The sequence below is a fragment of the Variovorax sp. P5_A3 genome (assembly GCF_056400665.1).
This window is the reverse complement of the sequence record NZ_JBFUKW010000002.1, coordinates 315,242-341,478: the sequence shown is the minus strand read 5'-3', so window position 1 is coordinate 341,478 and position 26,237 is coordinate 315,242. Positions and strand designations below refer to the sequence as shown.

At 64.5% G+C, this 26,237-nt stretch carries 28 protein-coding genes and 1 pseudogene; 5 read left to right on the top strand and 24 right to left on the bottom strand.

The window, feature by feature from the left end:
• Nucleotides 1-172: 172 nt before the first annotated feature.
• From AC1D3B_RS03790 to AC1D3B_RS03765, 6 genes are all read right to left on the bottom strand, one after another.
• Nucleotides 173-1,018, bottom strand: coding sequence for a tetratricopeptide repeat protein (locus AC1D3B_RS03790; RefSeq protein ID WP_478189319.1), 846 nt, complete (start codon nucleotides 1,016-1,018; stop codon nucleotides 173-175).
• Nucleotides 1,015-1,968 (bottom strand): MlaD family protein, encoded by a 954-nt coding sequence (locus AC1D3B_RS03785; protein ID WP_478189318.1) that lies wholly within the window; start codon nucleotides 1,966-1,968, stop codon nucleotides 1,015-1,017. The genes AC1D3B_RS03790 and AC1D3B_RS03785 overlap by 4 nt, the downstream gene beginning before the upstream one ends.
• A 42-nt stretch (nucleotides 1,969-2,010) precedes the next feature.
• On the bottom strand, nucleotides 2,011-2,628 hold the full coding sequence (locus AC1D3B_RS03780; RefSeq protein ID WP_478189317.1) for a lipid-binding SYLF domain-containing protein: 618 nt from the start codon (nucleotides 2,626-2,628) through the stop codon (nucleotides 2,011-2,013).
• Between the two features lie 195 nt (nucleotides 2,629-2,823).
• Complete coding sequence (locus AC1D3B_RS03775; protein WP_478189316.1) at nucleotides 2,824-3,093, bottom strand: DUF1488 family protein; 270 nt, start codon at nucleotides 3,091-3,093, stop codon at nucleotides 2,824-2,826.
• Nucleotides 3,071-3,334, bottom strand: coding sequence for a hypothetical protein (locus AC1D3B_RS03770; protein ID WP_478189315.1), 264 nt, complete (start codon nucleotides 3,332-3,334; stop codon nucleotides 3,071-3,073). Before AC1D3B_RS03770 ends, AC1D3B_RS03775 begins: the two co-directional genes overlap by 23 nt.
• Before the next feature lie 118 nt (nucleotides 3,335-3,452).
• The gene (locus AC1D3B_RS03765; RefSeq protein WP_478189314.1) at nucleotides 3,453-4,142 is read right to left on the bottom strand and encodes a Crp/Fnr family transcriptional regulator; all 690 of its coding nucleotides are present in this window, start codon (nucleotides 4,140-4,142) and stop codon (nucleotides 3,453-3,455) included.
• 104 nt (nucleotides 4,143-4,246) lie between these two features.
• Between AC1D3B_RS03765 and AC1D3B_RS03760 the strand changes: the two genes are divergently transcribed.
• Nucleotides 4,247-5,284: a zinc-dependent alcohol dehydrogenase family protein gene (locus AC1D3B_RS03760; protein WP_478189313.1), complete on the top strand. Its 1,038-nt coding sequence runs from the start codon at nucleotides 4,247-4,249 to the stop codon at nucleotides 5,282-5,284.
• Between the two features lie 46 nt (nucleotides 5,285-5,330).
• Here AC1D3B_RS03760 and AC1D3B_RS03755 read toward each other — a convergent pair whose 3' ends face one another.
• From AC1D3B_RS03755 to AC1D3B_RS03735, 5 genes and pseudogenes are all read right to left on the bottom strand, one after another.
• Complete coding sequence (locus tag AC1D3B_RS03755; RefSeq protein ID WP_478189312.1) at nucleotides 5,331-5,888, bottom strand: DUF1003 domain-containing protein; 558 nt, start codon at nucleotides 5,886-5,888, stop codon at nucleotides 5,331-5,333.
• A gap of 28 nt (nucleotides 5,889-5,916) precedes the next feature.
• Nucleotides 5,917-6,633: a Crp/Fnr family transcriptional regulator gene (locus AC1D3B_RS03750; RefSeq protein WP_478189631.1), complete on the bottom strand. Its 717-nt coding sequence runs from the start codon at nucleotides 6,631-6,633 to the stop codon at nucleotides 5,917-5,919.
• 268 nt (nucleotides 6,634-6,901) lie between these two features.
• Nucleotides 6,902-8,170 (bottom strand): MFS transporter, encoded by a 1,269-nt coding sequence (locus AC1D3B_RS03745; protein WP_478189311.1) that lies wholly within the window; start codon nucleotides 8,168-8,170, stop codon nucleotides 6,902-6,904.
• Nucleotides 8,167-8,334 (bottom strand): annotated as a pseudogene (locus AC1D3B_RS03740) (isochorismatase family protein); the annotation flags it as partial. The pseudogene AC1D3B_RS03740 and the gene AC1D3B_RS03745, both read right to left, overlap by 4 nt.
• Before the next feature lie 62 nt (nucleotides 8,335-8,396).
• A complete protein-coding gene (locus AC1D3B_RS03735; protein WP_478189310.1) occupies nucleotides 8,397-8,846 on the bottom strand; it encodes a MarR family winged helix-turn-helix transcriptional regulator in 450 nt (149 codons plus the stop codon).
• Nucleotides 8,847-9,223: 377 nt separating this feature from the next.
• Between AC1D3B_RS03735 and AC1D3B_RS03730 the strand changes: the two genes are divergently transcribed.
• A complete protein-coding gene (locus AC1D3B_RS03730) occupies nucleotides 9,224-9,562 on the top strand; it encodes a hypothetical protein (RefSeq protein ID WP_478189309.1) in 339 nt (112 codons plus the stop codon).
• A 38-nt stretch (nucleotides 9,563-9,600) separates the two neighbouring features.
• Complete coding sequence (locus AC1D3B_RS03725; protein WP_478189308.1) at nucleotides 9,601-9,828, top strand: hypothetical protein; 228 nt, start codon at nucleotides 9,601-9,603, stop codon at nucleotides 9,826-9,828.
• Between the two features lie 38 nt (nucleotides 9,829-9,866).
• On the opposite strand, the gene AC1D3B_RS03720 is transcribed toward AC1D3B_RS03725, so the two are convergent.
• The 9 genes from AC1D3B_RS03720 to metE form a co-directional block, all read right to left on the bottom strand.
• Nucleotides 9,867-10,415, bottom strand: a complete 549-nt coding sequence (locus AC1D3B_RS03720) for an OmpA/MotB family protein (RefSeq protein ID WP_478189307.1) — start codon at nucleotides 10,413-10,415, stop codon at nucleotides 9,867-9,869.
• A gap of 23 nt (nucleotides 10,416-10,438) precedes the next feature.
• Nucleotides 10,439-12,112, bottom strand: coding sequence for an arylsulfatase (locus AC1D3B_RS03715; protein WP_478189306.1), 1,674 nt, complete (start codon nucleotides 12,110-12,112; stop codon nucleotides 10,439-10,441).
• Nucleotides 12,113-12,407: 295 nt separating this feature from the next.
• Entirely contained in the window at nucleotides 12,408-12,788 is a 381-nt protein-coding gene (locus AC1D3B_RS03710) for a response regulator transcription factor (RefSeq protein ID WP_478189305.1), read from the bottom strand.
• A gap of 71 nt (nucleotides 12,789-12,859) precedes the next feature.
• Nucleotides 12,860-13,531: a response regulator transcription factor gene (locus AC1D3B_RS03705; protein WP_478189304.1), complete on the bottom strand. Its 672-nt coding sequence runs from the start codon at nucleotides 13,529-13,531 to the stop codon at nucleotides 12,860-12,862.
• Nucleotides 13,528-15,792, bottom strand: a complete 2,265-nt coding sequence (locus tag AC1D3B_RS03700; protein WP_478189303.1) for a sensor histidine kinase — start codon at nucleotides 15,790-15,792, stop codon at nucleotides 13,528-13,530. Before AC1D3B_RS03700 ends, AC1D3B_RS03705 begins: the two co-directional genes overlap by 4 nt.
• Nucleotides 15,793-15,986: 194 nt before the next feature.
• Nucleotides 15,987-16,361: a response regulator transcription factor gene (locus AC1D3B_RS03695; protein WP_478189302.1), complete on the bottom strand. Its 375-nt coding sequence runs from the start codon at nucleotides 16,359-16,361 to the stop codon at nucleotides 15,987-15,989.
• A 384-nt stretch (nucleotides 16,362-16,745) separates the two neighbouring features.
• The gene (locus AC1D3B_RS03690) at nucleotides 16,746-17,297 is read right to left on the bottom strand and encodes a pseudouridine synthase (protein WP_478189301.1); all 552 of its coding nucleotides are present in this window, start codon (nucleotides 17,295-17,297) and stop codon (nucleotides 16,746-16,748) included.
• 55 nt (nucleotides 17,298-17,352) lie between these two features.
• Nucleotides 17,353-17,505 (bottom strand): hypothetical protein, encoded by a 153-nt coding sequence (locus tag AC1D3B_RS03685; RefSeq protein ID WP_478189300.1) that lies wholly within the window; start codon nucleotides 17,503-17,505, stop codon nucleotides 17,353-17,355.
• Complete coding sequence (gene metE, locus AC1D3B_RS03680) at nucleotides 17,505-19,796, bottom strand: 5-methyltetrahydropteroyltriglutamate--homocysteine S-methyltransferase (protein ID WP_478189299.1); 2,292 nt, start codon at nucleotides 19,794-19,796, stop codon at nucleotides 17,505-17,507. Before metE ends, AC1D3B_RS03685 begins: the two co-directional genes overlap by 1 nt.
• Before the next feature lie 101 nt (nucleotides 19,797-19,897).
• Here metE and AC1D3B_RS03675 point away from each other — a divergent pair, with 101 nt between their 5' ends.
• Nucleotides 19,898-20,800: a LysR family transcriptional regulator gene (locus AC1D3B_RS03675; RefSeq protein ID WP_478189298.1), complete on the top strand. Its 903-nt coding sequence runs from the start codon at nucleotides 19,898-19,900 to the stop codon at nucleotides 20,798-20,800.
• Nucleotides 20,797-22,770, top strand: a complete 1,974-nt coding sequence (locus AC1D3B_RS03670; RefSeq protein ID WP_478189297.1) for a dipeptidyl-peptidase 5 — start codon at nucleotides 20,797-20,799, stop codon at nucleotides 22,768-22,770. The genes AC1D3B_RS03675 and AC1D3B_RS03670 overlap by 4 nt, the downstream gene beginning before the upstream one ends.
• Here AC1D3B_RS03670 and AC1D3B_RS03665 read toward each other — a convergent pair.
• From AC1D3B_RS03665 to AC1D3B_RS03650, 4 genes are read right to left on the bottom strand one after another with little or no spacing between them, the layout of a single operon-like run.
• Nucleotides 22,725-23,720: a vWA domain-containing protein gene (locus tag AC1D3B_RS03665; RefSeq protein ID WP_478189296.1), complete on the bottom strand. Its 996-nt coding sequence runs from the start codon at nucleotides 23,718-23,720 to the stop codon at nucleotides 22,725-22,727. The genes AC1D3B_RS03670 and AC1D3B_RS03665 overlap by 46 nt on opposite strands.
• On the bottom strand, nucleotides 23,717-24,256 hold the full coding sequence (locus AC1D3B_RS03660; RefSeq protein ID WP_478189295.1) for an MxaK protein: 540 nt from the start codon (nucleotides 24,254-24,256) through the stop codon (nucleotides 23,717-23,719). The genes AC1D3B_RS03665 and AC1D3B_RS03660 overlap by 4 nt, the downstream gene beginning before the upstream one ends.
• On the bottom strand, nucleotides 24,253-25,287 hold the full coding sequence (locus tag AC1D3B_RS03655) for a vWA domain-containing protein (RefSeq protein WP_478189294.1): 1,035 nt from the start codon (nucleotides 25,285-25,287) through the stop codon (nucleotides 24,253-24,255). Before AC1D3B_RS03655 ends, AC1D3B_RS03660 begins: the two co-directional genes overlap by 4 nt.
• The gene (locus AC1D3B_RS03650; protein ID WP_478189293.1) at nucleotides 25,284-26,234 is read right to left on the bottom strand and encodes a hypothetical protein; all 951 of its coding nucleotides are present in this window, start codon (nucleotides 26,232-26,234) and stop codon (nucleotides 25,284-25,286) included. Before AC1D3B_RS03650 ends, AC1D3B_RS03655 begins: the two co-directional genes overlap by 4 nt.
• Nucleotides 26,235-26,237: the final 3 nt, after the last annotated feature.

Genomic DNA, 26,237 nt, shown 5'->3' with positions numbered 1-26,237 from the left:
CCCCGCCAGGTTTCCCTGGTCGAAGGGCTCCCGCGGTCTCGGGGTACCCGATGGGGCGTGACCGAAATCGTGATCAAAGTATCTTCACGCGCCGGACCGCTCCCAGTCGCCTGGTAGCTACATCGCGTGAAGGCCAAGACCGCGCCCCAAGGTCGGAAGTCGATTACCGCCGTTACGGCGCCGGGCCGGCCAGCAATCTCGCTGTGCGCTCGGAACCGGCCTCGTTGCTGGCCGCGACCGCCACGTCATGAGCCCTGGCCCAGTAGTCCCTGGCCAGTTCCGGCTTGTCCGCGGACGCTTGCCCCAGGAGCAGCAGATCCTGATAGATCTTCTCGCTCGCTCCCGCGGTCTTGTCCATCCTCAAGGCTTCCTGAAGCAGCGGGACCGCGGCGGCCGGTGTCTTCATGGCGATGTAGGCGCTCGACTGCAGGCGCAGCGCGTTCGCCTTTTCCAGTGCATCGTCCTTGGCAAGGGCACTCTGAGCCTGCTGCGCCAGTTTCAGGCCCTCCTCGGCTCGACCGGCGCTCAGGGCGATGTAGGCCTTCAGGTTGAGGATCTTTCCCTTCACGCTGCAACCGCTGCCGCAGATCGTTCCCGCCCGGTCGAGTGATTGCTCCGCGCTCGCTCGATCGCTCCCCTGCAGGGCCATCGCCCGCCTCAATGCGGCTTCGGCGCGCCGGTCCGCGCTGAACGCCAGGCGGCGCTCGTCCAGGACCGCATCCAGCTGCTTCAGCGCCTCGTCCTGGCGACCCATGCCGACATAGACCATCGACAGGTTCAGCCGCGCGGCGGCGATCGCGTCGTCGTCCTCGATCGACTGCCCGACCACGAGGGCCTGCTGGAAAAACACCAGGGCGCGCGGCAGGTCGCCTGCCTTGACGCGATCCATGCCCTGCGTGCTGAAGCCCTGGGCCTGGATCTCGGCAGCCGAGCGCACGGGCGGCGACGAGCACGCCCCCAGCAGGGCCGCTCCCGCTGCGCACAGGCCGCAGGCAATCAACCGGCAAGCGCGGTTCATGGCGCTTCTCCAGGCAGCGGCAGGCCGCCGATGCTGTCGATCGGCAGCGACTGCGGCGTCGTGGGCGTGCCGGTCAGCATGCTGATCGGCCAGGTCTGGCGTGCGTTGCTCACCATCTGGTTGGTTTGCGTCGCCGCGGCCTGAACCTGGTCGAGCACGGCGGGGAGTCTTTCGGAAGCCTGTGCCGCCATGGCCTGCACGTCGGCGCTGGCCTTCTGCGTGGTCGCCGCGGCCTGCTGCACCTTTTCGATCACCGCCGGCGCTGCCTGCTCCACGACCTCGATGGTGCGGCTGGCCTTCTGCAGGGTCGCCGTCGCCCCGTTCTCGATGGTCTTCACGGCCTGCTTCGTCTGATCGACGACCTCGCCGGTCTTCTCCACGATGGCGGGCATCTTGGAGACGACGTCCTGGCCCGCCTTCAGGGTCTGCTGGAAGGACCCGTTCGGATCCGTCAGGCTCTCGGTCAACTTGCGCGCATCGGCGATCACGGGCATCCATGCCGCCTGCATCTCCTGCAAGAGCTGGCTGCCGTCCCTGCTGCGTTCGAATGCCAACACCTCGCCGGGAGTCAGCGCTTGTGTACCGCCGCGCGGGGGCACGAGGTCGACGACCGGCTGGCCGAGGGTGCTGTCCTGCACCAGTCGCGCCCGCGTTCCCTTCGAAAGGCCCGCCATGTAGCCGCGGCCGATGCCCAGTTCGATCCGGGCGCCCTGGTCAGCGGACTGGGCCGTTGGCAGTTCGATCTTGCGAACGCTGCCGATGACGACCCCACGGGTCGTGACCTGCATGCCCTCTGCGATTCCGGCCGCGTCGGGCGCCTCGACGTAGAGCTGCTCCTGGGGACTGAACGACGACCGCTGCTGGTAGGCGATGTAGGCCAGCAGTGCGGCGACCATCACGACGAGGGCGACAACGGCGACAGCGTAGCGCCTCGAACCGGGCTTGAACATCGACATCCTCCGGCAGACAACAGGGCGACAGGGGTGGATCGGTCAGGGCTGATTCAGTTGCGCGTAGGGAACGAAGGCAGCACCGCCCCAGTTGGCCTGCAGCAAGAGGCCCTTGTCCGTGAACTGGTAGGTGGAGATGTAGGGATTGAAGGAAGCCGACATGTCCGCTGACGTTCCCGCTCCCTCCGTCGTACGCAGCTTCATCGTGACGTCCGCCGATGCCGTGACGTCGGCGCCAAGCTTGCGAAACTGGTCGAACACTTCCTTGTTCTTGAAGATCATGACCTGGCGGAAATCCTTGTAGCCGACGCCCGGGCCCGTGCCGGCGCGCGTCGCAAGCATGAAGGTGTTCGCCTGCGTCGCGTTGTCCACCAGCACCCCGGTGCCACGCGCCCCGACGAAGAGAATGACGTTGATCTGCGAGGAGTCGAACACGGCGTAGCCGACAGCCTTCTTCAGTTCGTCGCGGGTCTCCGGCTTTTGCGCAAACAGTTCGTCCAGCGTCTTGTCGCGCATGGTCAGAATGCCGGCCTTGACCTTCGGAACTTCGGCCGGTGCCAGCGCGGGCTGCGTTGGAACATCGCTCTGCCCGGATCCCGAGGCGCATGCCGAAAGCAGAATGGGCAACAACAGGATCGCGAAGCGGGACAGACGTTTCATGCCGGGTTCCTTTGTGACGCACGAGGCCGACTGGCGGAGGCGATGACCGGACCGTCCGGCGCCGCCCGCTCGGGCCGGTGCCATTGTGCGTCAACGCGTCAATGCGTCGCCCGGCGAGGCCCTGGCGGTCCTACAGCTCCGTGTGCGCCGGACTCGGGCGCCTGTCCGGCGCGCAGCCAGGGGGCGAAGAGGGGTCTATTCGATGCCCTTGCCCGCTGGCTCGTGCAGGTCGTAGTCGCGGAGCATCACCGGCTCGACGGAACCGCCCGAAACGCGCCTGCGCACGGCCGCATCGATCTCTTTGGCGTGAAGCTGGTAGGTCTCCAGCGGCTGGTCGTCAATGGCGGTCGACCGATAGCAGTAGTGCAGCGTTTCCTTGCCGATGCTCGCGCCGACGAGCACGCCATCGATGGGCACCCAGAAATGGACGGAACCCGACGCTTCATGAAAGTAGGGGTTCGACATGTTCGCTCCGGGGGTTGAGTTCGCGGTCGTCGACCCACAGCGACGCTTTGGCTTCGATGGCATGGATGGCATCGAAGCCGTCGACAAACTGCTTGCACGACACGAGGTGGCATTTGCACGCCTCCTCGAAGTAGATCATCGCCCMGGCTGCCACAGTCCCATCGAAGGAAATGTGCGTGAGGTGGCTGCGTATCTCCCAGCCGCGGTAAGGGAGGCGCGTCGAGTCGCGGTCGTAGTCCATGGTGCCTTGCTTGAACAGGGGCTGAGCCCAATGTTCCCTTGTACAGCGCGCGCCGACGCTTTGTCGGTTCGCCAGCGTACAGACACACGACATGAAGGCCGGATGCCGCGCAAACGGATCAAAGCAATCCCGCGTAGCTTTTTCCGTCCGCGGCATAGCAGGCGCAGGCCGTCGCCTCGAGGCCTGGACGATCGAGCACCTTGAGGGTGCCGCGGTTGTACTCGATCAACCCACCGCGCTGCAGGACGCCGGCGGCCAGGGTGATGCCGACGCGGCGCACGCCCAGCATGTAGGCGAGAAACTCGTGCGTGACGTGGAAGCTGTCGGCATGGGCGCGGTCCTGGCTCATCAGGAGCCATCGCGCGAGGCGCGGTCCGATCTGGTGAAAACGCAGGCAGGCGGCCGATGCGGCCAGTTGCGACATCGAAACGTGGATGTAGCGGTCGAGCACCCGCCGCAGTGCCGCGTTGCGTGCGAGTTCGCGACGAAAGTCGGCAGCGGCGATACGCCAGGCCGCGCCGGCGCCTTGCACCAGCGCACGCAGGGGCGCGTTCTCCACGCCGAGCACCAGGTTGGCACCCAGCATCCCTTCGCGCCCCACCATACCGACTTCCAGTCCGGGATGCCCGTCGATGCGCGCCACCAGTGAAATGAAGCCGTCGACGGGAAAGTAGACGTGCCGGGTCGCCGTGCCCGCCTCGTGGATCACTTCGGCCAGAACCAACTGGATCGGTTCGCAGACCTCAAGCAGGCGCCGACGCTCCTTGCGTGGAAGCAATTCGATGAGGTGGTTCTCGATCGCAGCCAAGGGCGCTCCGTGTGAGTGGGGACGCGCCACTCTGCGCGCAAATCACCGGTGCGACTGTCTGCCACCGCACAGACCGGGCGACGTCCTCGCGATGGAATGGCGCCATGCAAGCACTCGTCTACAACGGTCCCGGTCAGAAACGACTGGAAGACCGGCCCAAGCCAACGATCCAGAACCCCGGCGACGCGATCGTCCGGATCACCCGGACGACGATCTGCGGCACCGACCTGCACATCCTCCAGGGCGACGTCGCCACCTGCCAACCCGGGACCGTGCTCGGCCATGAGGGTGTGGGCGTCATCGATTCAGTGGGGCCCGGCGTGAGCACCTTCAATCGGGGGGACAGGGTCCTGATTTCATGCATCAGCGCCTGCGGCCGCTGCGAGCCTTGCCGGAAAGGGATGTACTCGCATTGCACGACCGGGGGCTGGATCCTGGGCAACCGCATCGATGGCACACAGGCCGAGTTCGTCAGGATTCCCCACGCCGACACCAGCCTGTACCCGATTCCCCAAGGCGCCGACGAAGAAGCACTCGTGATGCTGAGCGACATCCTGCCGACCGGTTTCGAGTGCGGCGTGCTGAATGGACGGGTGCAGCCCGGCTCCAGCGTCGCCATCGTCGGATCGGGGCCGATCGGGCTTGCGGCGTTGTTGACGGCCCAGTTCTATGCACCGGCAGAGATCATCATGATCGACCTGGACGACAACCGGTTGGCCGTCGGACAACGCTTCGGCGCGACGGCCACCGTGAACAACACCGGCGGCGATGCGGCGCAGCAGGTGATGAAGCTCACCGGCGGACGCGGCGTGGACACGGCCGTCGAGGCCGTGGGAATCCCCGCGACGTTCGAACTGTGCGAGGACATCGTCGCGGCGGGCGGCACCATCGCCAACGTCGGCGTGCACGGCAAGAAGGTCGACCTGCACCTCGAGCGCTTGTGGTCGCACAACCTGACCATCACGACGCGCCTGGTCGACACCGTGTCGATCCCGATGCTGCTCAAGACCGTCCAGTCCGGGCGTATCGACGCCAGCCGCCTGATCACGCATCGCTTCAAGCTGGACCGGATCCTGGATGCCTATGACACCTTCGGCCGGGCCGCGGACACGAAGGCGCTCAAAGTGATCATCGAGGCGTGACCCTCGCCCGGCGCAAGGCCAGCATCCAACCAAGGTTTGTCGCACTTCATGGCGACAGCGTCTTCTTCTCGATCAGCCCCGTCAACAGCGCGAGCTGCTGCTTCTGGATCTCCAGCAACTCTTCCCATTGCCGCTCGCGCAACTGGTCGATCTTGTCGTGAAGCAGCATGATTTCCAGTTCGGCCTTGAGGTTGACCTCGTAGTCGTGCTCCGCATGGATCCGGTCCTTCACTGATTGCCGGTTCTGCGACATCAGGATGATCGGCGCCTGGACGGCCGCCAGCATGGAAAGAAACAGGTTGAGCAGGATGAACGGATAGGGGTCGAAAGTCGTGCCGCGGGCCGCCAGGAGCAGGAAGTTGAGCGCGACCCACAGCAGCATGGTCGCGCCGAATAGCCCGACGAAGGTCCAGGATCCGCCAAAGGATGCGACCGCGTCTGCCGCGCGCTGGCCGAATGACTGCCGGACGTCGGCGTCCGCCTCGACATTCCGGGAAACTGGCGTGCGCTCGGCGATGTGGCGTGCGATACGCTTTGTTCGCTCGTCGAGAGTGTCGTAGCGCGAACCCAGCAGCCTGGTTGCGATGTCGTCGAGTCGATGCATTCTTCCGCCTCCTGTCTGTCAGCTCCGTCTAGACAGCGATCCTGTCCGGGAGAAGCCTGTCGTACTCCTTCTTGACCACCGCATAGCACTCGCAGGAGCGCCGTTCCAGCCCTTCCCGGTCCAGCACCGTGATTCGACCGCGCGCATAGCTGATCAACCCGGCCCTCTGCAGCTTGAGCGCGCCTTCGGTGACGCCTTCGCGGCGCACGCCGAGCATGTTGGCGATGAGTTCCTGCGTCATCACGAGTTCATTGCCCTGCAATCGGTCCAGGCTCAGCAGGAGCCAGCGGCACAGTTGCTGATCCAGCGAGTGATGCCGGTTGCAGACCGCCGTTTGCGCCATCTGCGTGATCAGCGCCTGGGTGTAGCGCAGGAGCAGGTGAAGGACAGGTGCCCGGTTGAACTCGTCCTTGATCACCTGTGCCCTGAGCCGGAAGCCCTGCCCTGCGCTTTGCACGACGGCACGGCTGGGGGTGGACTCCCCGCCCATGAACAGCGAGATGCCGACGATGCCTTCGTTGCCCACCACGGCGATCTCCGCGGAAGCGCCGTTCTCCATGACGTAGAGCAGGGAGACGATGGCCGTTGTCGGAAAGTAGACGTGGCTCAGCGTGGTGCCCGACTCGTACAGTACCTGCCCGAGCGGCATCTCGACCGCTTCGAGCTGCGGCAGCCAGCGCTGCCATTCTGCATCGGGCAGTGCGCCAAGCAGGCGGTTCTTCTTCGATTCGGGCTGAAGGGCCACCACTTCCTCCGGGATATGCGTTTCGGGGATGACCTCGGGCGTGCGCGTGTGCACGGTCCTGTTCAGTATAGGCACGAGCCCGAAAACGACGTTCGCTATCGCACAAACGCACTGTGCGGCGGCGCACAGACAGAAAGCATTCATCGCTTCATGCTGCAAACCGACAGTCATCCGGCGCTGGTAGAGGTTGCTTCGGCGCCCTCCCTTCACGGGCGGTTCCTCGATGCCGGGACTGTCCCCTTCCCAAGCCGCGACGCGCGGCGCCTTCCTACTCCCTGCTGTAGGAACTCCGCATAGTCCAGCGCAGCCGGCGCCTTTCCACTCGCAGCCGCAGTCCGTGGTAGCGGACCAGGTAACGCAGCCCGATGGCCGCGGACGCCAGCCCCGCGGCGGCGGCCACGCCCATCGCCCAGCGTGGGCCGAATGTGTCGGCGACCCAGCCCACCACCGGCGCGCCGATGGGCGTGCTGCCCAGCAGCGTCGCCAGCAGGATCGCGATGACACGGCCGCGCAACGCGGGGTCGGTCGAGAGCTGCACCAGGCTGTTGGTGGAAGTGGTGAGCGTCTGTGCAGCAACACCGGTAATGACCAGGGCCACGCCGAACGCGACGACATGCGGCATCAGCGCAGCAGAGAGGCAGCCAAAGCCGAACACCGCCGAGCCGAGCACGAGAAGGCCGAAACGGGGCCGCGCCCGGCGTGCCGCGAGCAGTGCGCCCGTGACCGAGCCGATCGCCATCGTCGAAGACAGGAGCCCGTACTGCCCGGGTCCGCCGTGGAAGGCGCCGACCGACATGGTGGAGATGAAGATCGGGAAGTTCAGGCCGAAGGTGGCCACCAGGAAGAGCATCGACAGCACCGCGCGCAGATCGGGCCGGTTCCAGACGTAGCGGAAGCCCTCCATCAGACTTGCATTCCTGCGCTCCGCCGCGCCCTGCCGCGTGAAGAACTCGCTCTTCCGCAGGCAAGCCAGCGAAGCGAGCACGGCCACGAAAGACAGCGCGTTGAGCAGGAAGGCCTCGCCCGGACCGGTGGCAGCGATCACCACGCCGGCCACGGCCGGACCCACCATGCGCGCGGCATTGAAGGAAGTGGAATTGAGCGCCACCGCGTTCGAGAGTTCGGCATCCGACACCAGTTCGGCCACGAAGGTCTGGCGCGCCGGCGCGTCGAACGCCGCCACGCAACCCAGCAGCAGCGCGAACACGTAGACATGCCATAGCTGCGCCATGCCGCTGACGGTGAGCAGGCCCAGGCCGAGCGCGAGCGCCCCCATCGTCGCCTGCGTGGTCATCAGCAGCTTGCGCCGGTTCAGCCGGTCGGCCGCGAGTCCGGTGAAAGGCAACAGCACCAACTGCGGGCCGAACTGCAACGCCATCACGATGCCCACGGCAGTGGCGTTGTGGTTTGTCAGGTGCGTCAGGACGAGCCAGTCCTGCGCCGTGCGCTGCATCCAGGTGCCGATGTTGGAAACCAGCGCGCCGGCGGCCCACAACCGGTAGTTGCGAATGTGCAGTGAACGGAAGGTTTCGCTCAAAGGCCCTCCAGCAGCGCCAGGACGTCCCTGGTGTGGCAGGTCTCGCCCAGGCGCGGGAAGATGCGCGCCAGGCTGTTCGCGTGCGCCTGCTCGTTGAGGTCGGTCATCGCGTCGACCACCAGGGCGACGTTGAAGCCGAGCTCCTGCGCTTGCCGGGCCGTCGAACGGTATCGGGGTCAAGCTTGGACAGGGGCATGGGAGGCTTTCGTTGTCGTGAGGGTCGGTTTCAATCGAGCAGGCGCTGCAGCAGTTGCACGGCGGCAGTCAACTGCTTCTGTTCGGCCGGCGAGTAGCGCGCCGAGATGGCGCGCTGCAACCAGTCCTCGCGCGCGGTGCGGACCTGCCGGAACACCTTGCGCGTCTGCGGGGTGAGCGAGAGCAGCGTGCGCCGTCCGTCCGCGGGGTCCGGCGCGCCCTTGACGTAGCCGCCCTCGATCAGCGATGCCACGGTGGCCCCCATCGACTGGGAACGCACGCCTTCGGCCAGCGCCAGGTCGGTCACCGTGGCGACCTCCTGGCGCTCCAGTCTCAACAGGACGGCGCGCTGGGATTCGGTCCAGTCGGCAACGGAAGCCTCCTGCCGCAGCCGGCGGCGCAACTGCGAGGCCAGCATGCGCAGATCGACCGCCAGTGCATGGGCGGCTTCGGTGGCGGGTTCGTCGAGTTGGGTGGACATGCGCTGTGACTTCGACAGGAATTGGACAGGATGACTACGAAGTTTAGCTTCCTATCTCGACCCTGTTCGGCACGCGGTCAACGGGCGCAGTCGCAGTGCAGGCGGCCGTCGATATACTTTCCTCGTCACGTCAAAAAAAGGCGTGATCGGGATTGACGTCTCGAGTAACTCGCTGCGATGCAAGCCGCAGCCATTCCGCAAAGTGTCTGCGGCTTCCTTGTTCGTGCCTCCCATTTTTTGGCGGCTCGGGCGTGGAGCCGCAAGGCTCGCCGGTTCGCGCAAGCGGGTTCCCGGTACGTCAACTCGTTCGAGCCGCCGCCTCCAATTGACGTTGGAGCGCGGTGGTTTTTGCAAACCGAACCCGCTGGAGGTCATTCTTGACTCACCCTACTTGCGCGCCCGCGCGCCCCCCTACCGTTCCCCCCACCGGCGACAACTCGCTCAAGGCCATCGGCGATCTCGTCTCGCTCGGCGCGAAGGCCACCGCCGACCTCGATGCAGTGAGAGAGGCCTATCGCGCCGTCGCATGCGTGCGCGGTCTGGTGGAATTGCAAATGTCGCGCCCTCGCGAGTGCCGAGTACCACGCAGCGAGGTCGAAGTCCTTGCTGAACTGGTCAACGCCGAGTTCGAGCGCCGCGTGCAGATCGCCTGGGCAAGCATCGACTTGATGCAAGCCGAACGAACGCCTTCGAATCCGGCGTCACCGCCGTTGTAGATGTACATTGGTCGCCCGATGCACAACCGACGCAATTCATGGCACGAACGAACGAGTGGGTAAACAAGGTCATGGCGCTGCTGAAGGCCGGCAACACCACGGCGGCGATTGCGCAGATCAAGGTGGCGCCGAGCGCGAAGGACGTGCGTGCGCTGCAGTCTGCGCTGGAGGCCGCCAACCTGTCGACGCGATGGCGCGACGTCAACGAAGCGATCGAGAACAGTTTCGATGCGCTCTCCGCACCGCGCCTGCATCGATCGCCCTAGACCTGATGGCCCGTCCTCGGACATGGTCATTCCCGCGCTTAAGGACGGCTGGCAGCTGCGATGACGATCTCGACGCGTCGGTTCTTCGACCTGCCTTGCGGCGAGTCGTTACTGGCCACCGGACGCGCCTCTCCGAAGCCTTGCGCTGAGATCGAGTTCTGCGGCACTCCCTTCGATGTGAGGAAGCGCACGACTTCGTCCGCACGTCCTGACGAGAGCTCAACATTGGAAGGGAACCGCGATCTCAGTTCAGGACCGATGGGCACGTTGTCGGTGAACCCTTGAACGATGATCTGTTGACCTGGCAGATTGGAGAGCGTCGGCGCAATCTTTCCCAAGGTTTGCTCGCCGCTAGGACTGAGTCTCCATCCTCCCTCCGGAAAAAGGATGTCGTTGACCATCGTCACCTTGAGTTGATCTTGCAGCTGGGTGATCTTTGCCTGATCGCTGCTCACTTCACTCGAAAGCTGTTTGTCCAGTGCCGCGTAGGTGTTGGCCTTCTGCACCTCCGTGTTGTAGGTCTGCTTTGTGACGCAACCCGCGGCCAGCGCTACGGCGCACAGTGAAAGAAAGAGTTTCGACTTCATGACTGTCTCCTAAATGTTCGCGTTCAACCGCCACCGACAGAGCCGACCGTCTTCGGCAGCTTGATCGGGTCGTAGGGCAATGGATTCTTGGGGTTCTGCAAGTTGGGAATCATGTCGTTTGACGCCCCGCCCGGGAAACGCTCGATGTTCGGGTATTTGACGATCGACTTGTTGAACTCCATGAGGGGTATGTCGACCAGCGAAATGGCCCACCCGTTGTCCATGCCGGAGTAGCGCCCTGGCGACGAGGTTGGATTGCGCGTCGCAACTGCGCCATTGAACATCATGTCGTATTTCTCGTAGGGGTCCATCGTGAGGTTGTAGAGCGAGGGCACCGCACCCATGCTCAAGGTTGGGCCCATCCAGGTGTCCTTCGAGCTATACAGAAGCTTCCAAGCCATCTTCACATCCGGCGCTTCGGGGATGAGAGCGACATCGGCCCGAGCGCCCGCGAAATTCTCGCCGTCGATGTAGATCCACTCGTTGCGCGCCGAATGTTTGTCTTTGCCAGTAACGTAGGCCGTGTTGTCGATACCGTCGAAGTAGATTGGCTTGCCGGCGTTGTCTTTCATCTCGCCCTTGGCGGGCGCCTTGAGGCCGACCATCGTGGCGGTCGTAGGCCACACGTCCATGTGCGACATCATTTCGTGAAGAACCTGGCCCGCCGGAATCTTGCCCGGCGCCCACATGATGCCGGGTACGCGCCAGCCGGCTTCGAATGGTGAACCCTTTTCTCCACGGAACGGATGCGTGCCGGCGTCGGGCCATGCATCCTGCCACGCGCCGTTGTCCGCCGAGATGACGACGATCGTGTCAGGTGCTTCGGCACGAATGGTGTCCATGATCCGGCCGATGTTGTAATCGAGCTCCATCATTGAATCAGAGTAGTTCCCCAAATGGGATTTACCCGCGAACATCTTGTTCGGACTGGTGGGCTGATGCATCTTCATGAAGTTCACATCCATGAAGAATGGTTTGTCGGACTTCGCGTTCTTCTTGATGTATTCGATCGCCGAATCCGTCTGTCGCATATCGAAGTCGGCGAGGTTGGTCAGCGTGATGACCGCGCCGTTGTCGCCCTTGACCGCGGGCTTGCCGGCTACCCCCTCCCATTCGTAGAGGTTGACCACGCTCTGATACATCTTCCAGTACTCGGCGTTTCCTTTCGGGAACCAAGGATGAGCGTTGGCAGAAGTGTCGCTGTAGCCGTAGACCCCTGGATAGTAAGCAGCAAACTGCTTCATCTCGTCGAAGCCGTGCTCGATCGGATAGAACTCGGGCTTGTCGCCGAGATGCCACTTGCCCGAGAAATAGGTGGAATAGCCGTTCTTTTTGTAGAACTCGGCAATAGTGGGCGTCTCTTTCCGAAGGCCGTTCGGGTCGCCGGGCACGACGACCACCGACAGCGCCGAGCGGATTGGGATGCGCCCGGTCATGAACGAGGCACGGCCCGCGGTGCAACTCGCCTGTCCATACCAGCAGGTGAATATGGCGCCCTCTTTGGCGACGCGATCAATGTTGGGCGTGGGGTGCCCCAAGGCTGAGCCCCCGAGATAGGCCCCGAAGTCGTTCCACCCTGTGTCATCAGTCATCAGAACGACCACGTTGGGTCTCTTTTGTGCCAGCGCCGGTTGCCCCGCGCCCAGCGCAACCGCCGATACGGCGATGGCGCACGCCACGTGATTTCGCAAGTTCATGTTTTCTCCTTTGGTGATGCACCTCGCCAGAAGGACGGGGTTGCAGGCTGTCGCTTCTAATTTTTCCGCCCTGTGCGATGACTTGGGTTCAACATTAGAGAGTTCGAAACAGGATTGGCACTGTCCCTGGGTGCAGTCCTGTACCAAAGGACAGGCGTCGGCCAGCGTCAGCCGTTTGACGCAGGCGCCGAGCACCCGAGGCAGCACATGCGATTGGGAGCGAGTCGGAGTTGCAAGGATGCGATCCTCGAGCGAGGGCTGCCGGGCTATGCAAGCGAGAGCGTCGACCCGAGAGTCAGTCCCGGCGTGGTGATCTGTCGAGTGCCGTCTTGAGGGATGCCAGGAGTTCTGCCTTACCGAAGGGCTTTCGCAGGACCTCGAAGCCGCTCGCCTCGAAGCCACTGCGTAGGTCGTTGATGTCGTCACTGGCAGTGATGAAGATGACCGGAAAGGTTTGACCAGCGTCCGTCAGCTTCGCGCGAACCTGCAATCCGGTCAGCCCGAGCATATGCAGGTCGACCAACGCACAGTCCACGCAGCGCGAGTCGAGCGAGTCAAGAAAGTCCTCGCCAGAGGCAAAGAGCACGACCTCGTAGCGTTCCAAGCGCAACAGGCGCCGAAGTGCCACGCGCACCGGCGCTTCGTCGTCCACCACAGCCACGCGGATTGGAATCATCTGGAGTGCCAAGTTAGCGCTTCAGCATGAGCGCCGGAACTGTCTTTTAGAACAGTACCGATTCAAACGCCTCAATTGGGAGGCGGTTCGCCGGGTCTTTCAGGACCGGCATCGTCGATCGGCGGGCCGGCCGAGAGATTCAAGGCAACGGTCAAGTGCATCAACTCGGCGACGGTTCGCACCTGCAGGCGGTCCATGATCTGTGCGCGATGGAACTTGATGGTGCGCTCCACGACGCCGAGGTCGCCGGCGATCTGTTTGTTCAGCCTGCCGGCGATGATGCCGGCGAGGACTTCGCGCTCGCGAGGGGTCAACGTGGCGAACCGGATTCGGAGCGCTTCGCCTTTGGCCATGGACTGGCGCGCAAGGAGATCCTGTGCAATCCCCGCTTGAACTGCTGCAAGCAGCGCGACGGCCGATACCGGCTTGGTCAGAAAGTCGATCGCGCCTGCCTTGATCACCTGCACCGTCATCGGGATGTCGCCGTGGCCGCTCATGAACACGATCGGCAACGGAGGCCCAAAATCGGCCAGCCGGCGCTGCAATGCGAGCCCGTCAAGGCCCGGTAGATTGACATCGAGCAGGAGACAGCCCGGAACTGTGACATCGCGATGGGTGAGGAAGTCTTCGGCCGACGTATAGGTCTCGGTCCGGAATCCCTTTTGATGCAAAACGCGAGACAGCGCTCGTAGCAGCGGCTCGTTGTCCTCCACGATGAACACCGTTGGAACAGCTTCGCTCATGGCCTTCCTCCGATAGGCAGCAGCAGACGGAAGGTTGCACCTCGGCCACCCGAGTCTGCCAAGTCGAGGCTGCCATGGTGCACCATCGCGATCGTGCGGCAGATAGCCAACCCAATTCCCATGCCTTGGGATTTGGTGGTCCAGAACGGATTGAACACCTTGTCCCGCACAGCCGTTTCGATGCCGGGGCCATTGTCCGCCACGCACAGTTCAACATGCTGACCCATTAACGCGGTTCGCACGGTCAATGTGCGCTGCGCCTCCGGCGTCGAAATCATCGCGTCTGCCGCATTGATAATCAGGTTCAGCAGGAGTTGCTGTAGTTGCACTCGGTCACCATCGACAGAAGGAAGGCCGCCTTCCAGGTTTATGGTCGTCCCCACTTGGCGGGTCAGAAGGTTGGTGCGCAGCAACTCGAGGGTGTCTCCCACGAGATCGTTGAGATCGAGTGGCATCAGCCTCGGCTCATCACGTCTGAACAGCGCGCCGAGCCGCTTGATCACCTCGGCCGCGCGATGATCCTCCTCCACGATGTCTTTGCAGATCTCGCGCAGTTCAGGCACATCCACAGAGCCGCTCTCGAGCATTCCTTGAGCCGCTTCGGCGTTGCTCAATATCGAGGCCAGCGGTTGGTTGAGCTGGTGTGCGATCGAGGCGGATAGTTGCCCGAGCAATGACACTCGGGCCATGTGCTGCAGCGCCGCGCGATCCTGCTCAGCTTGCGCTTCGGCGCGCTTGCGTGGGGTGATGTCCAGCGCCACGCCCATTACGCGTTGGCCGGATGGATGGTCGACGCGCCCTCTCGCCGCCATCCAACGAAGATCGCCCTCGCTTGCCTGGATCCTGTACTCGACCTCCAGAACTTCGCCGGTTACCACCGCTTGCCGCGCAGCCTGCTCGACTGCGGCACGATCGGGGGGATAGATCCCGGCCAAGACGTCGGCAAGGTCCATGAACGGTCCACCAGCTTCCTCCTGGCCGCCCCGGGAAGGCCTTCGAACCCAGCTTTCCCTTCGGCCAAGGTCCCAGATCCACGTCGTGAGCTTCGCGGCTTGCGCCGCCAGGTTCATGCGCTGCTCGCTTAGCGCGAGCGCTGACGCAGCGGTCCGCCGCCGACGGCGCTCAAGAAGGAGGGCCGCAATCAGACCCGTTTGAATCAGGATCACCGCACAGGCGGTGAAGATGTATTGCCAATAGGCTTCCCAGAACGTAGGCGCCTTGAAGTCCACGATCGCGTCGACCGGGATGGTCTCGGGGCGGATGCCCCAACGACGTACCTGGCGCCAATCGATGTGCAGTTGCGTGGGTAGTGCCTTCGGCAATGAGATTGCGGCGGGTGCCGCTCCTTCGAGGAGGTCGATCGTCGTCGTTGCGGCCAGGCGTCCCATGGTGTTGTAGCTCGCCATTCTTCCGCCCACCACACCCGTGCCGATAAAGGTTGGAAACGGGCCGTAGACTGGCACATTCGTGGATGCCGCGATGTGCAGGGCAGCCTCGCGTGGCGTGAACAACCTGCCGTCGCCATCACGAAAATACCCTGGCGTGAAAATGACAGACTCGCTTCCCAAGTCCGCAAGCCGCTTGAGCAGCGCGTTGTCGGTCAGTCCGGTCAGGAACTCGAGCGACACCTTGTCTGTCAACTCGAGCGCTTCTTGGCGAATACGCTGCTCCCAGTCAACATCCCAGTCGCTTGTGCCGGTGACGACGACAATGTTTCGCGCGGAGGGATGCCATCGCAGAGCCTGCAGTGCAGTGCCAAGAAAATCGTACCTGACGGGAATGCCGATCACGTCCGGCTGCATTGGAGCGATCGATTTCAGGAAATCCGTATTGACTGAAAGGTAGACGATGGGCGCCTTCGGGAACATATTGGCGCGATTACTCAAGACGAACGTCAGCGCCTCTTCGCCGCCTACGATGATGACCTCCGGCGGTCTCGTGGAGTATTTCTCGCGCAGATAGGAAGCGACAGTCTTGCCATAGGCATCTCCGCTGAATCGCGGTGTATCCAGAAATTCGACCGAGACGTCTGCTCGCAAGCGCCTATTCGTATCGAGCACTGCCGAGATGCCACGGTCAATTTCGATGTTTGCCGGCAACAATCGACCATTGGAGAAGAGGACCAGCACATTGCGAGGAACCGCTGCGTTGCTTGCACTCGCCAAAAATAGGGCGCAGCCTAGTACGATCAACATGACCGCACGCGACATCCGTTGGCAGATCGGTGATCTGAACGGCACGTTCGCGAACGCCAGTCCCATGTTCGAATTCGAGGTATTTTGGGGCGAAGTTAAACGCTTGTGCCGGCGACACGGCTGTCTCTGTGGAAACTCAAATGCCAGCATTTCAAGACACGGCCGTATGCGAAGGGCTCGAGGCGGCGAGGCATCTTCGGAGGGCCGAGGCGGACATCTGGAACAGGGGTCCCAAATTTTCCCGCCTGCTGCAACGCGACCTAGGCCGCATTTGCCTTGAGCGCCCGTTCGATGGCTTCCAGCAGAAGCTCCTGCGTGTAGGGCTTCTGCAGGAAATCCACCGCGCCGAATTTGATTGCCCGAAAGGCCGTTGGTATGTCGACGCTGCCGCTCACGAACACAATCGGCAGGCTTGCCCTCTTTTCCTGAAGGCGCTTCTGCAGCGAGAGTCCATCCATCCCAGGCATGTGCAGGTCCAATATCAGACAGCCCCGCCAAGTCGGGTCCAAGGCATCGAGGAACTGAAACGCCGAGTTGAAGACTCTGGCTGTGAGCCCGACGGAAAGGACCACCTCGCGAATCGAATCGCAACAAGCCTCGTCATCATCGATGATGAATACCGTAGGTTCGCTCACGTCGCTGAAGCCGGCTCGATTGAAGCATGTGCCTCACATCGGGCCCGGGGTCCTCAAAGGCTCTGACCCTAGCCTCGATTTGGGGTCTTGGATATAGCCCTTTGGTGCAACGTACGGCCTGTTCGTTTTGGACCTTTCCATCGGCATGGCGGGACTCACTTTCGGCTTCCGATGTTTGGAACCTCACTTCGCAACTTGTCCTTGTTTCGGAGGGCTGAAGAAAGACACGGCCTGCGGAGCGGCGTTGACAGCTTACCGGGCATGTGACGCATATGAAGATCGAGTCGTCGCTCGGCTGGCATCGCAAGACGTTTCAACTCGGCGATTTCGAGATGACGCCTTTGGAGCGAAGCTCTCGCAAGATTGGCCTGCAGGTGCTGACGGTTATTGAATGGACGAATCCGCCCAGACGCCCGGCTGCAAACCGTCCAATGCGTAAGGCCCGATCGCCGCGCGAATCAATCGCAGCGTCGGAAAGCCCAGCGCTGCGGTCATGCGCCGCACCTGGCGGTTGCGGCCTTCGCGAATCACGAGTTCGAGCCAGGCCGTCGGAATGGCCTGGCGCACGCGCACCGGCGGGTCGCGCTGCCACAAGGCCGGAGGCTCCGCCATCAGGTTCGCCCGCGCCGGCAGCGTGAGCCCATCCTTCAGCCGAACGCCGCTGCGCCAGCCCGCCAGGGCCGCTTCGTCCGGCTCGCCTTCGACTTGCACCCAATAGGTCTTGTCCATCTTGAAGCGCGGGTCCGCAATGCGGGCCTGCAACCGGCCATCGTTCGTCAGCAGCAGCAGACCTTCGCTGTCGGCGTCGAGACGCCCCGCCGCATAGACGCCAGGCAGGTCGATGAAGTCCTTCAGCCCCCGCCAGCGCCCCTCCGCGCCGAACTGGCTGAGGACGCCATACGGTTTGTTGAAGCGAATCAGGCGCGACGGAGTCATCTGGTGCCGCCACGCATGTAGGTGGCGGGAATCTTGATCTGTGGAACGTGTGGCATCAGGCAGATTGTGTGGATGCAAGAAAGTCCTGTGCAAATCGTTGCAGCGCCTTGAGGTCGAGTTCGCCACGCCAATGCCTTTCGAGGGCGAATTCGAGCTCACGGTTGGCGCCCACGCAGGGGAAGCCGAGGATGTGGGTACGCGTGGTCATCAGGCCGAGGCGCGCAGTGTCCTGGCGGCTGCCACCATGTTGGTCAATGCGGGAACCACTTCTGCCCACTGGCGCGTCTTCAGCCCGCAGTCCGGGTTGACCCACAGCCGCCCGGCCGGAATGCGCTCGGCGGCTTTCTTCATCAGTTGCACGATGTGCGCCTGCGTCGGGATGTTCGGCGAGTGGATGTCGTAGACACCCGGGCCGATCTCGTTCGGGTATTTGAAGTTGTCGAAAGCGTCGAGCAGCTCCATGTCCGAGCGCGAAGTCTCGATGGTGATCACGTCGGCATCCATGTCGGCGATCGACGCGATGATGTCGTTGAACTCCGAATAGCACATGTGGGTGTGGATCTGCGTTTCGTCTTCCACGCCGTTGGCGGTGATGCGGAACGACTCCACTGCCCAGTCCAGGTACGCCTTCCATTGCGACTTGCGCAGCGGCAGGCCTTCGCGCAGCGCCGCCTCGTCGATCTGGATCACGCGCACGCCGGCCTTCTCCAGGTCCAGCACTTCCTCGCGGATCGCAAGCGCGAGCTGGTGGCACGACGCCGAGCGGGGCTGGTCGTCACGCACGAAAGACCAGTTGAGGATGGTGACCGGGCCGGTCAGCATGCCCTTCATGGGCTTGCTCGTGAGCGATTGCGCGTACTTGATCCACGCCACGGTCATGGCCTTGGGCCGGCTGATGTCGCCGAAGAGGATCGGCGGCTTCACGCAGCGCGAGCCATACGACTGCACCCAACCGAACTGGCTGAAGGCGTAGCCGTCGAGCTGTTCGCCGAAGTACTCGACCATGTCATTGCGCTCGGCTTCGCCGTGGACCAGCACGTCCAGGCCCAGGGCCTCCTGTTCGCGCACGCTGCGGGCGATTTCGCCCTGCATGGCGGCCCTGTAGCCGGTCTCGTCGAGCTGGCCGGCCTTGAATTGGCTGCGCGCGTGGCGGATCTCCGCGGTCTGCGGGAAGGAGCCGATGGTCGTCGTCGGGAAGGCGGGCAGCTTCAGCAGTGCGGCCTGCTTGGGCGCGCGCTCCGCATAAGGATGCTTGCGCTGGCCCGATGCCGCGTTCAGGCTGGCGATGGCGGCCTTCACGGCAGGGTTGTTCACGCGCGGCGAATTGCGGCGCGCATCGACGGCGGCCTTGTTGGCGGCCAGCGCGCCTTTCACGCTGTCTCGCCCCTTGTCCAGGGCGGAGGCCAGCAGATTCAGCTCATCGAGCTTCTGCAGCGCATACGCCAGCCACGACTTGACCTCGGGGTCCAGCTTCTGTTCGCTGGCCAGTTCGACAGGCACGTGCAGCAGAGAGCACGACGGCGCGATCCACAGGCGGTCGCCCAGCCGCTTTGCCACCGGCTCCAGCCAGTCGAGCACGGCATTCAGGTCGGTCTTCCAGATGTTGCGGCCGTTGATCACGCCCAGCGACAGCACGCGATCCGCCGGCAGCCCGGCCAGAAGCGCCTCGACTTCGTCGCGGGCGTTGATGGCGTCCAGGTGAATGCCCTGCACTGGCAGTTCGCATGCCAGCGCGAGGCTCTCCTGCAACTGGCCGAAGTACGTGGCGAGCAGCAGCTTGACCTTGCCCGTATCGATCGCGGCATAGGCCGTGCGCAAGGCCTGCTGCCAATCGGCGGAGAGTTCGGTCACGAGGATCGGCTCGTCGATCTGCACCCATTGCACGCCTTGCGCGGCCAGCGTCGCCAGCAGTTCGGCATACACGGGCAGCAGGCGCGGCAGCAGCGCGAGCTTGTCGGAATCGTCCTTGGCCTTGCCGATCGCCAGGTAGGTCACCGGCCCTACGATCACGGGCTTGGCCTTGACGCCCTGCGCCCTGGCTTCGGCGAGTTGTTCGAGCAGGCGGGAGGCGTCGAGCTTGAACTCGGTCGCCGCAGTGAATTCGGGGACGATGTAGTGGTAGTTGGTGTCGAACCACTTGGTCATCTCGCCGGCAGCGACGCCGCCGCAGCAGCCGGCATGTTCTTCCGCGCCCTGGGCCGACCGGCCGCGTGCGACGCGAAAGTAGTTGTCCAGGGCATCGCCATGGAAGCCATGAACGCGCTCGGGAAGGTTGCCCAGCGTGAAGCTCATGTCCAGGACCTGGTCGTAGAAGGCGAAGTCGCCCACGGGCGCCAGATCGAGCGCCGCTTGCTGGTCCCAGTGCCGGCGACGCAGTTGGGCGCCGAGCGCTTTCAGTTCGTCCCGGCTGGACTCGCCCTTCCAGTAGGCCTCCAGTGCGAACTTGAGTTCTCGCCTGGCGCCGATGCGAGGAAATCCGAGGTTGTGCGTGATGGTCATGTCTGCGAAATGCTTCCTGTGAATGGCGCGAATCGTAGGCAAGGCCATCCATGAAGTAAAATTGTCTTATTTCAACGATCCATGAGCAGGATTCATTGACCATGTTGGAGCGCTCGCATCTTTCCATCGTCCGCGAGGTCGAGAAGCAGGGTTCGCTCACCGCGGCAGCCGGTGTGCTGTGCCTCACGCAATCGGCGCTGAGCCACGCGATGAAAAAGCTGGAAACGCACCTCGGCACCGACGTCTGGCTGCGCGAGGGCCGCAACCTGCGACTCACCCAGGCGGGCCAATACCTGCTTGCGGTCGCCAACCGTGTGTTGCCGCAACTGGACATGGCCGAGGAGCGCATGCGGCAGTTTGCCCAGGGCGAGCGTGGCACGCTGCGCATCGGCATGGAATGCCACCCGTGCTATCAGTGGCTGCTCAAGGTCGTCGCGCCCTATCTGGCCGAATGGCCCGACGTGGATGTGGACGTCAAGCAGAAATTCCAGTTCGGCGGCATCGGCGCGTTGTTCGGCTTCGAGATCGACCTGCTCGTGACGCCCGATCCGCTGTTCAAGCCAGGGCTGCGATTCGAGCCGGTGTTCGACTACGAGCAAGTGCTCGTGGTCGGGGCCGGGCATCCGCTGGCGGCGGCCGCCTATGTCAAGCCGCAGCAATTGACGTCGGAAGTCTTGATCACCTACCCGGTGACCGCCGAGCGGCTCGACATCTACAACCAGTTCCTGATGCCCGCGGGCATCACGCCCAAGCGCCACAAGACCATCGAGACGACGGACATCATGCTGCAGATGGTCGCCAGCGGCAGGGGCGTCGCAGCACTTCCGCGTTGGCTGGTGCAGGAGTACGCGGACAAGCTGGAGATCGTCCCGGTCCGGCTCGGCCGCCATGGACTGGCCAAGCAGATCTTCCTCGGCGCCCGCGAGAATGACATGGACGTGGATTACCTCAAGTCCTTCATCGAACTGGCACGACAGGCGCCCGCGCAGGCGAAATCATCATGACCCAGCCGTTTGAACCAGATGCCTCCACGCCCGGCACAACCGTGGCGCCTTTTGGCGCGTGGTCATCACCCATCACTTCCGAGCTGGTGGCGGGCGCAGCGATCAATCTCGTCGATGTGCTGCTGGACGGCAGTGACGTGTACTGGATCGAAGGGCGGCCCCAGGAGGCCGGGCGGTACGTGATGGTCCGGCACGACGACGACGGGAAGAAGGTCGACGTCACGCCCTCGCCTCATTCCGCACGCACGCGGGTGCACGAATACGGCGGCGCCGCGGCGCTCGTCGCGGACGGTGTCAGCTACTTCAGCGACTTCAAGGACCAGCGGCTCTATCGCATCGAGGAAGGAGGCGCCCCCGTGCCTCTCACTCCGCTTGCCGATGCAGGACTTCGCTACGCCGACGGCCGGATCGACAGGACCCGCCAGCTCTGGATCGGCGTGCGCGAGGACCACCGGCAACGGGACAAGGAGCCCGTCAATGCGATCGTCGCGCTGCACGTGACATCGGAAACCGCCGGAACCGTCCTGGTCGAGGGCAATGACTTCTACGCCTCGCCACGCCTCAGCCCGGACGGCCGCAGTCTCGCCTGGCTCGCGTGGAACCATCCGCAGATGCCGTGGGTAGGCACCGAGCTCTGGGTCGCGGCGTTCAACGGTGTTGCGGTCGAGAACCCGACCCGGATCGCCGGTGGTCTCGGCGAATCCGTGTTCCAGCCGGAATGGTCGCCCGATGGCGTCCTGCATTTCGTGTCAGACCGGTCCGGATGGTGGAACCTGTATCGATCCGGCGCGGACGGAAGCGCGGTGAACATCTGTCCGATGGCGGCGGAGTTCGGTCGGCCGCAATGGAACCTGGGTATGTCGACCTATGCCTTCCTGTCGGCGAAGCAGGCGGTGTGTTCGTACATCGAGGGGGGCCTCGGCAGGCTGGCGCTGCTGGACCTCGACAGCGGCCGCCTGACGCCGATCGACCTCCCCTTCAGCGACTTTTCCTCGGTGCGTGCGCAAGGCGGAAAGGTGGTCTTCAAGGCCAGCGCGCCGACGCTGGCGAGCGCAGTGGTGATTTTCGATGTGCACAGCGGCGAAGCCAGCGTGATCCAGAAGGCCAGCACGCTCGCCGACGACCCCGCGATCAACCGGCACTTCTCCGCCCCTCAGCCCATCGAGTTTCCAACCCAGCGCGGCCAGACGGCATTCGGCCTTTTCTATCCACCGAGGAACGCCGACCATCTCGCCCCAAATGGCGAGTTGCCGCCGCTCCTCGTCCGATGCCACGGCGGACCGACCTCGTCGGCATCGACCGCGCTCGACCTGCGCACCCAGTTCTGGACGAGCCGGGGCATCGCGGTGGTCGATGTCGACTACGGCGGAAGCACCGGCTATGGCCGCGCGTTCCGCGAGCGGCTGCACCGCATGTGGGGCGTGGTGGATGTCGAGGACTGCGCCGCCGCCGCACGCCACCTCGTCGACAAGGGATGGGTCGATGCACGCCGCATCGTCATCAGCGGCAGCAGCGCCGGTGGCTACACGGTGCTCAGCGCCCTGACCTGCGAAGACCCGGCCGTTCGCGAGATGTTCCGGGCGGGCGGGAGCCACTACGGCGTCAGCGATCCGGAGGCCCTGGCCCGGGACACGCACAAGTTCGAGTCGCGCTACCTCGACTGGCTGATTGCGCCCTATGCGGACGCCGACAGTGGTCGCGAGATCTACCGCGAGCGCTCTCCCTTCCGCAATGCCGACAGGCTGTCGGCGCCGGTCGCGTTCTTCCAGGGCGCCGAGGACAGGATCGTGCCGCCCAGCCAGACCGAGCTGATGGTCACGGCGCTGCGTGAGAAGGGAATCACCGCGCAATACCTGCTCTTCGCGGGCGAGCAGCACGGCTTTCGCCAGTCATCGAACATCCGGTGGGCACTGGACGCCGAGTTCTATTTCTTCGACACCCTGGTCTTTCGCAGCCAGGGGCCCACGTAGCGCAACAGCAGCAGGCCGAACGCCAGTCCTGCCAGGAGGATGCGCCCGCCGGTGCGCACGGGCGCGGGCCGCGCCAGCGCGGGCGACATCAACGCTTCGGCCAGCCGTTCGCGCGATTGCAGGCGAAGGAACGCCATGCCCTGTTCGCCAGCGAGCAGGCGCAGATAGCCTTCCCGCAAAGACGACAGGTGCTCGAATCCCGGCGTGGCGCCCAGCATCGGCGCGGCCGGTCCTGCCTGCTCGTCCACCAGCTCTTCGCCGCGCACGCTGGCGCCGCGTCCCTGGCTGCGCAGATCGGTCTGCGCCACCTCGTCGGCGCGCCAGAAGCCGAGCGGCTGTCCTTCCGGGTCGGTCTTCGGGATCGGCGACGGAAGCAGGTCACCGACGCCCACGATCAGCCCGGGAACCTCGCCCGGCTTGTCGTCGAAGGATGGGCGGTATCGCGGGTTCAGCGGCGGCGCTTCCTGCCCGTCGGTGACGAACACCAGCGACGGCTTGTCCGGCAGCTGTTTGACCATGCCGATCGCACTGTGCAGACCCTTGGCGATCTCGCTGTTGCCCGACCAGGCCATGCGCGAGTCGATCTGCGCCAGCGTCGAACGCAGCTCGCTCAGGTTGGCGCACACCTCGATCGGTGCGATCAGCAGCAAGGCGCGGTACTCGGTGAAGATCGCCCAGCCCACCTTCGAGCCGCACGGCAGTTGCAACAGCGATCGACGCAAGGCGTATTTGGCGAATTCCAGCCGCGAAGCCGGCCGGCCGTCGATGTCCGCGTCCGTGACGTTCATGCTCTGGGTCACGTCGAGCACGACCACGTGATCGAACTGCGAGCGCTCCATCACCACGCCCGGATCGAGCAGGCTCGCAGCCAGCAACAGGGCGGCCATCCCAAGCAGCCAGCGGTCGGTGCCGTGCCGCCACGAGGCGCGCAGACGGTGCCAGGGCGTCATGGCAGTCCGGGCGAATGGCCGCGCATCGTGGTGGCCGCGCGTTCGGCGTCGCGCCGGTTCTCCGGCGGTGCGGTTTCCATCTCGTCGGGATCGGGGAGCAGCCGCTGGGCGCGCTCCAGGTTGTAGCGCGCGTCCCAGTGCTGCGGCTCGACGCGCAACACGTCGCGGTAGATCTCCTTGGCCAGTTCGATCAGCGCGATCGCCTTGCCGGGTTCGGCGCCCGCTTGCACGAGCACCGCCTGCCGCATCAGCAGGTTGGCGCTGTTGTAGCGTGCCGCCCGGCCGAGCGGCGAATCGTCTTCGAGGCTGCGATAGAGATGCAGGGCCGCTTCGTCTTCGCCGCCTGCGGCCTGCGCATAGGCCCGCGCGAACTGCACCTGCCGCGGGACTTCCTTGCCCTCGGCCGGCAACGAGCCCGACACGATCGATTCGTTCCACTGGTGCTGGCGCCAGGCATGCGCACCGTCGATCGCCGCCACGACGGCGATCGCCGCGAGCAGGCCCAGCACCGCGCGAGTGCGTCGCTGCGGGTTCATGCCCATCGCCGGACCTCCGCCAGGTTGGCCGCGAGCAGCAGCAGGACGCAGCCGAACGCGATCCCGAGAACCAGTGCCGACAGATCGCGCCGGGGCACCGTGTCGAGATAGGTGATCGGCAGGTTCTCCAGGTGATTCACCGCCTCGATCGCCTTCTTCAGCGCTTCGGGATCGGCGGCCTCATAGGCACGGTACGACGTTCCGAGGGATTCGAAGAAGCGATGCAATGCGTACTCCGGCACGGCGTCGACGTTCTCGGCCGCCTCGCCTTTCTCCAGGACCAGCCCCGGACTGTTGGCGGAGCGAAGATAGATCCAGTAGATCGAGACGCGATGCTTGCGCACCAGGTAGGCGATGCGCTCCCGGGCAGCGGGGTCGAGCCGGTCGCCGCCGTCGGACACCAGCATCACGATGCGCGAGCCGGTGTAGGGCCGATCGTCGAAAGACGAGAGCGCCGACTGCATCGCGAGGCCGATGTTGGTCTCCGAGAGGCCGCGGCCCACGTCGCCGGCCACGATGGCGGCCTGGATCGCCTCGTTCTTCTGCGTGAAATCCAGCACCCGGATCGGCAGGGTGCTGAAGACGATCATGCCGAAGCGGTCTTCCTGCCGCTTCGCGATGAACTCGGACAGCAATTGCCGCGCGACCTTGCCCTTGGACTCGCCCGTGCGGGTCTGGGTCATGTAGTAGTTGAGTGCCTCGGGGCCGGTGCCCTTCATGCCCGGCGGCGGCCGCGCGCCGCCGAAGCCCTGATCCATGCTGCGGCTACGATCGAGCAGCAGGACGATCTCGGCCCCCTTGCCGACGCGCTCGACGTCGTACTCCGGCGTGTAGGGGCCGGCCATGCCGATGGCGAGCGCGGCCACCGCGAGCGCGCCGACGATGCGCAGCGCCCAGCCCAGCAGTTCGGAGGCCCGGTCCCGGGGCACCAGGGTCGCCCAGGTGTTGTCGAGCGCGCCGCCCGACCGCGCCAGCAAGGGGAGCGCGGACAGCGGCAACAGCCACAGGAGCCAGGGATGATCGAAGCTCATGGAGACCCCCGCTCGGCATCGCGGCAACGCCGGCAGAACGCGATCAGCCAGCTTCGATCCGCCTGCGATCGCAGTTCACGCCCCTCCTCGACCTCGTTGCCGAAGAACTCGGCCCGCGACTGCCGGAAGAACCTGGCGAGGTCGTCGCGAAGATGCGCGAAGCGCGGATGCGCATCGACGAAGCGATCGATGCCTTCCTCGAAGACCACCTCCCCCATCGTCCGGTTCAAGGCCTCATGAAGCTGCCTGAACGCCTCGCGCCATTGCGGTTGCGGGGTCGCCGGCGTCAGGCCATGCATCGCGCGCCATGCCAGCGTGAACGGGCGGTGCGCGCGCGCCCACCACGGCAGGCCGATGTACACATGGGCGAGGTAGGCCAGCAGCACCAGCGAGACGACGCCATAGACGACGAGACGCCATTGCGCCAGGCGGGTGTCGATCAGCGGCGGCGGCGCGTCGGGCTGCAATTCGCCCAGTCCGCGCCGGGGCGAGACCTCGACTGGCACCAGCGGCGAAACGCTGACCGGCCAGGCGTCGACGCGGACCTCCTGCGCGCGCGGCTGGCCCTGGAAGCGCAAGGAGAAGGCCGGCATCTCGAGGGTGCGCGGTTGCGGGGGCGAAAGGAACACCTGGTAGACGAGCATCAGCTCGTGGCGCCGCCCACCGGGCTCGGCGTGGCTGTGCCGCTCGACGCTGCGCAACTCGAGGGCATTGCCGCGGGCACCCGGCTGCGGCACGCTGGACTCGTCGAGCACCAGTCCGTCCGACGCCTCGACCGTGACGGTACGCGACACCATGTCGCCGATCTGGTAGCCGAAGGCACGCGGCTCGCTCGCGGTGGCGTCGACCTGTCCCGGAAGCACCATGGCGCAAGCCGCCGATGCGACGCAACCCAGCAGCGCGACGCAAAGTCCGCGTGGGGCCGGTTGCATGCGCCAGATGGTCATCGT

Bases quoted from the DNA above. Each gene is read 5' to 3' on its own strand.
- AC1D3B_RS03790 (WP_478189319.1), bottom strand. From the start codon at position 1,018: ATGAACCGCGCTTGCCGGTTGATTGCCTGCGGCCTGTGCGCAGCGGGA.
- AC1D3B_RS03785 (WP_478189318.1), bottom strand. From the start codon at position 1,968: ATGTTCAAGCCCGGTTCGAGGCGCTACGCTGTCGCCGTTGTCGCCCTC.
- AC1D3B_RS03780 (WP_478189317.1), bottom strand. From the start codon at position 2,628: ATGAAACGTCTGTCCCGCTTCGCGATCCTGTTGTTGCCCATTCTGCTT.
- AC1D3B_RS03775 (WP_478189316.1), bottom strand. From the start codon at position 3,093: ATGTCGAACCCCTACTTTCATGAAGCGTCGGGTTCCGTCCATTTCTGG.
- AC1D3B_RS03760 (WP_478189313.1), top strand. From the start codon at position 4,247: ATGCAAGCACTCGTCTACAACGGTCCCGGTCAGAAACGACTGGAAGAC.
- AC1D3B_RS03755 (WP_478189312.1), bottom strand. From the start codon at position 5,888: ATGCATCGACTCGACGACATCGCAACCAGGCTGCTGGGTTCGCGCTAC.
- AC1D3B_RS03735 (WP_478189310.1), bottom strand. From the start codon at position 8,846: ATGTCCACCCAACTCGACGAACCCGCCACCGAAGCCGCCCATGCACTG.
- AC1D3B_RS03725 (WP_478189308.1), top strand. From the start codon at position 9,601: ATGGCACGAACGAACGAGTGGGTAAACAAGGTCATGGCGCTGCTGAAG.
- AC1D3B_RS03720 (WP_478189307.1), bottom strand. From the start codon at position 10,415: ATGAAGTCGAAACTCTTTCTTTCACTGTGCGCCGTAGCGCTGGCCGCG.
- AC1D3B_RS03715 (WP_478189306.1), bottom strand. From the start codon at position 12,112: ATGAACTTGCGAAATCACGTGGCGTGCGCCATCGCCGTATCGGCGGTT.
- AC1D3B_RS03710 (WP_478189305.1), bottom strand. From the start codon at position 12,788: ATGATTCCAATCCGCGTGGCTGTGGTGGACGACGAAGCGCCGGTGCGC.
- AC1D3B_RS03705 (WP_478189304.1), bottom strand. From the start codon at position 13,531: ATGAGCGAAGCTGTTCCAACGGTGTTCATCGTGGAGGACAACGAGCCG.
- AC1D3B_RS03700 (WP_478189303.1), bottom strand. From the start codon at position 15,792: ATGGGACTGGCGTTCGCGAACGTGCCGTTCAGATCACCGATCTGCCAA.
- AC1D3B_RS03690 (WP_478189301.1), bottom strand. From the start codon at position 17,297: ATGACTCCGTCGCGCCTGATTCGCTTCAACAAACCGTATGGCGTCCTC.
- AC1D3B_RS03685 (WP_478189300.1), bottom strand. From the start codon at position 17,505: ATGACCACGCGTACCCACATCCTCGGCTTCCCCTGCGTGGGCGCCAAC.
- metE (WP_478189299.1), bottom strand. From the start codon at position 19,796: ATGACCATCACGCACAACCTCGGATTTCCTCGCATCGGCGCCAGGCGA.
- AC1D3B_RS03675 (WP_478189298.1), top strand. From the start codon at position 19,898: ATGTTGGAGCGCTCGCATCTTTCCATCGTCCGCGAGGTCGAGAAGCAG.
- AC1D3B_RS03670 (WP_478189297.1), top strand. From the start codon at position 20,797: ATGACCCAGCCGTTTGAACCAGATGCCTCCACGCCCGGCACAACCGTG.
- AC1D3B_RS03665 (WP_478189296.1), bottom strand. From the start codon at position 23,720: ATGACGCCCTGGCACCGTCTGCGCGCCTCGTGGCGGCACGGCACCGAC.
- AC1D3B_RS03660 (WP_478189295.1), bottom strand. From the start codon at position 24,256: ATGAACCCGCAGCGACGCACTCGCGCGGTGCTGGGCCTGCTCGCGGCG.
- AC1D3B_RS03655 (WP_478189294.1), bottom strand. From the start codon at position 25,287: ATGAGCTTCGATCATCCCTGGCTCCTGTGGCTGTTGCCGCTGTCCGCG.
- AC1D3B_RS03650 (WP_478189293.1), bottom strand. From the start codon at position 26,234: ATGACCATCTGGCGCATGCAACCGGCCCCACGCGGACTTTGCGTCGCG.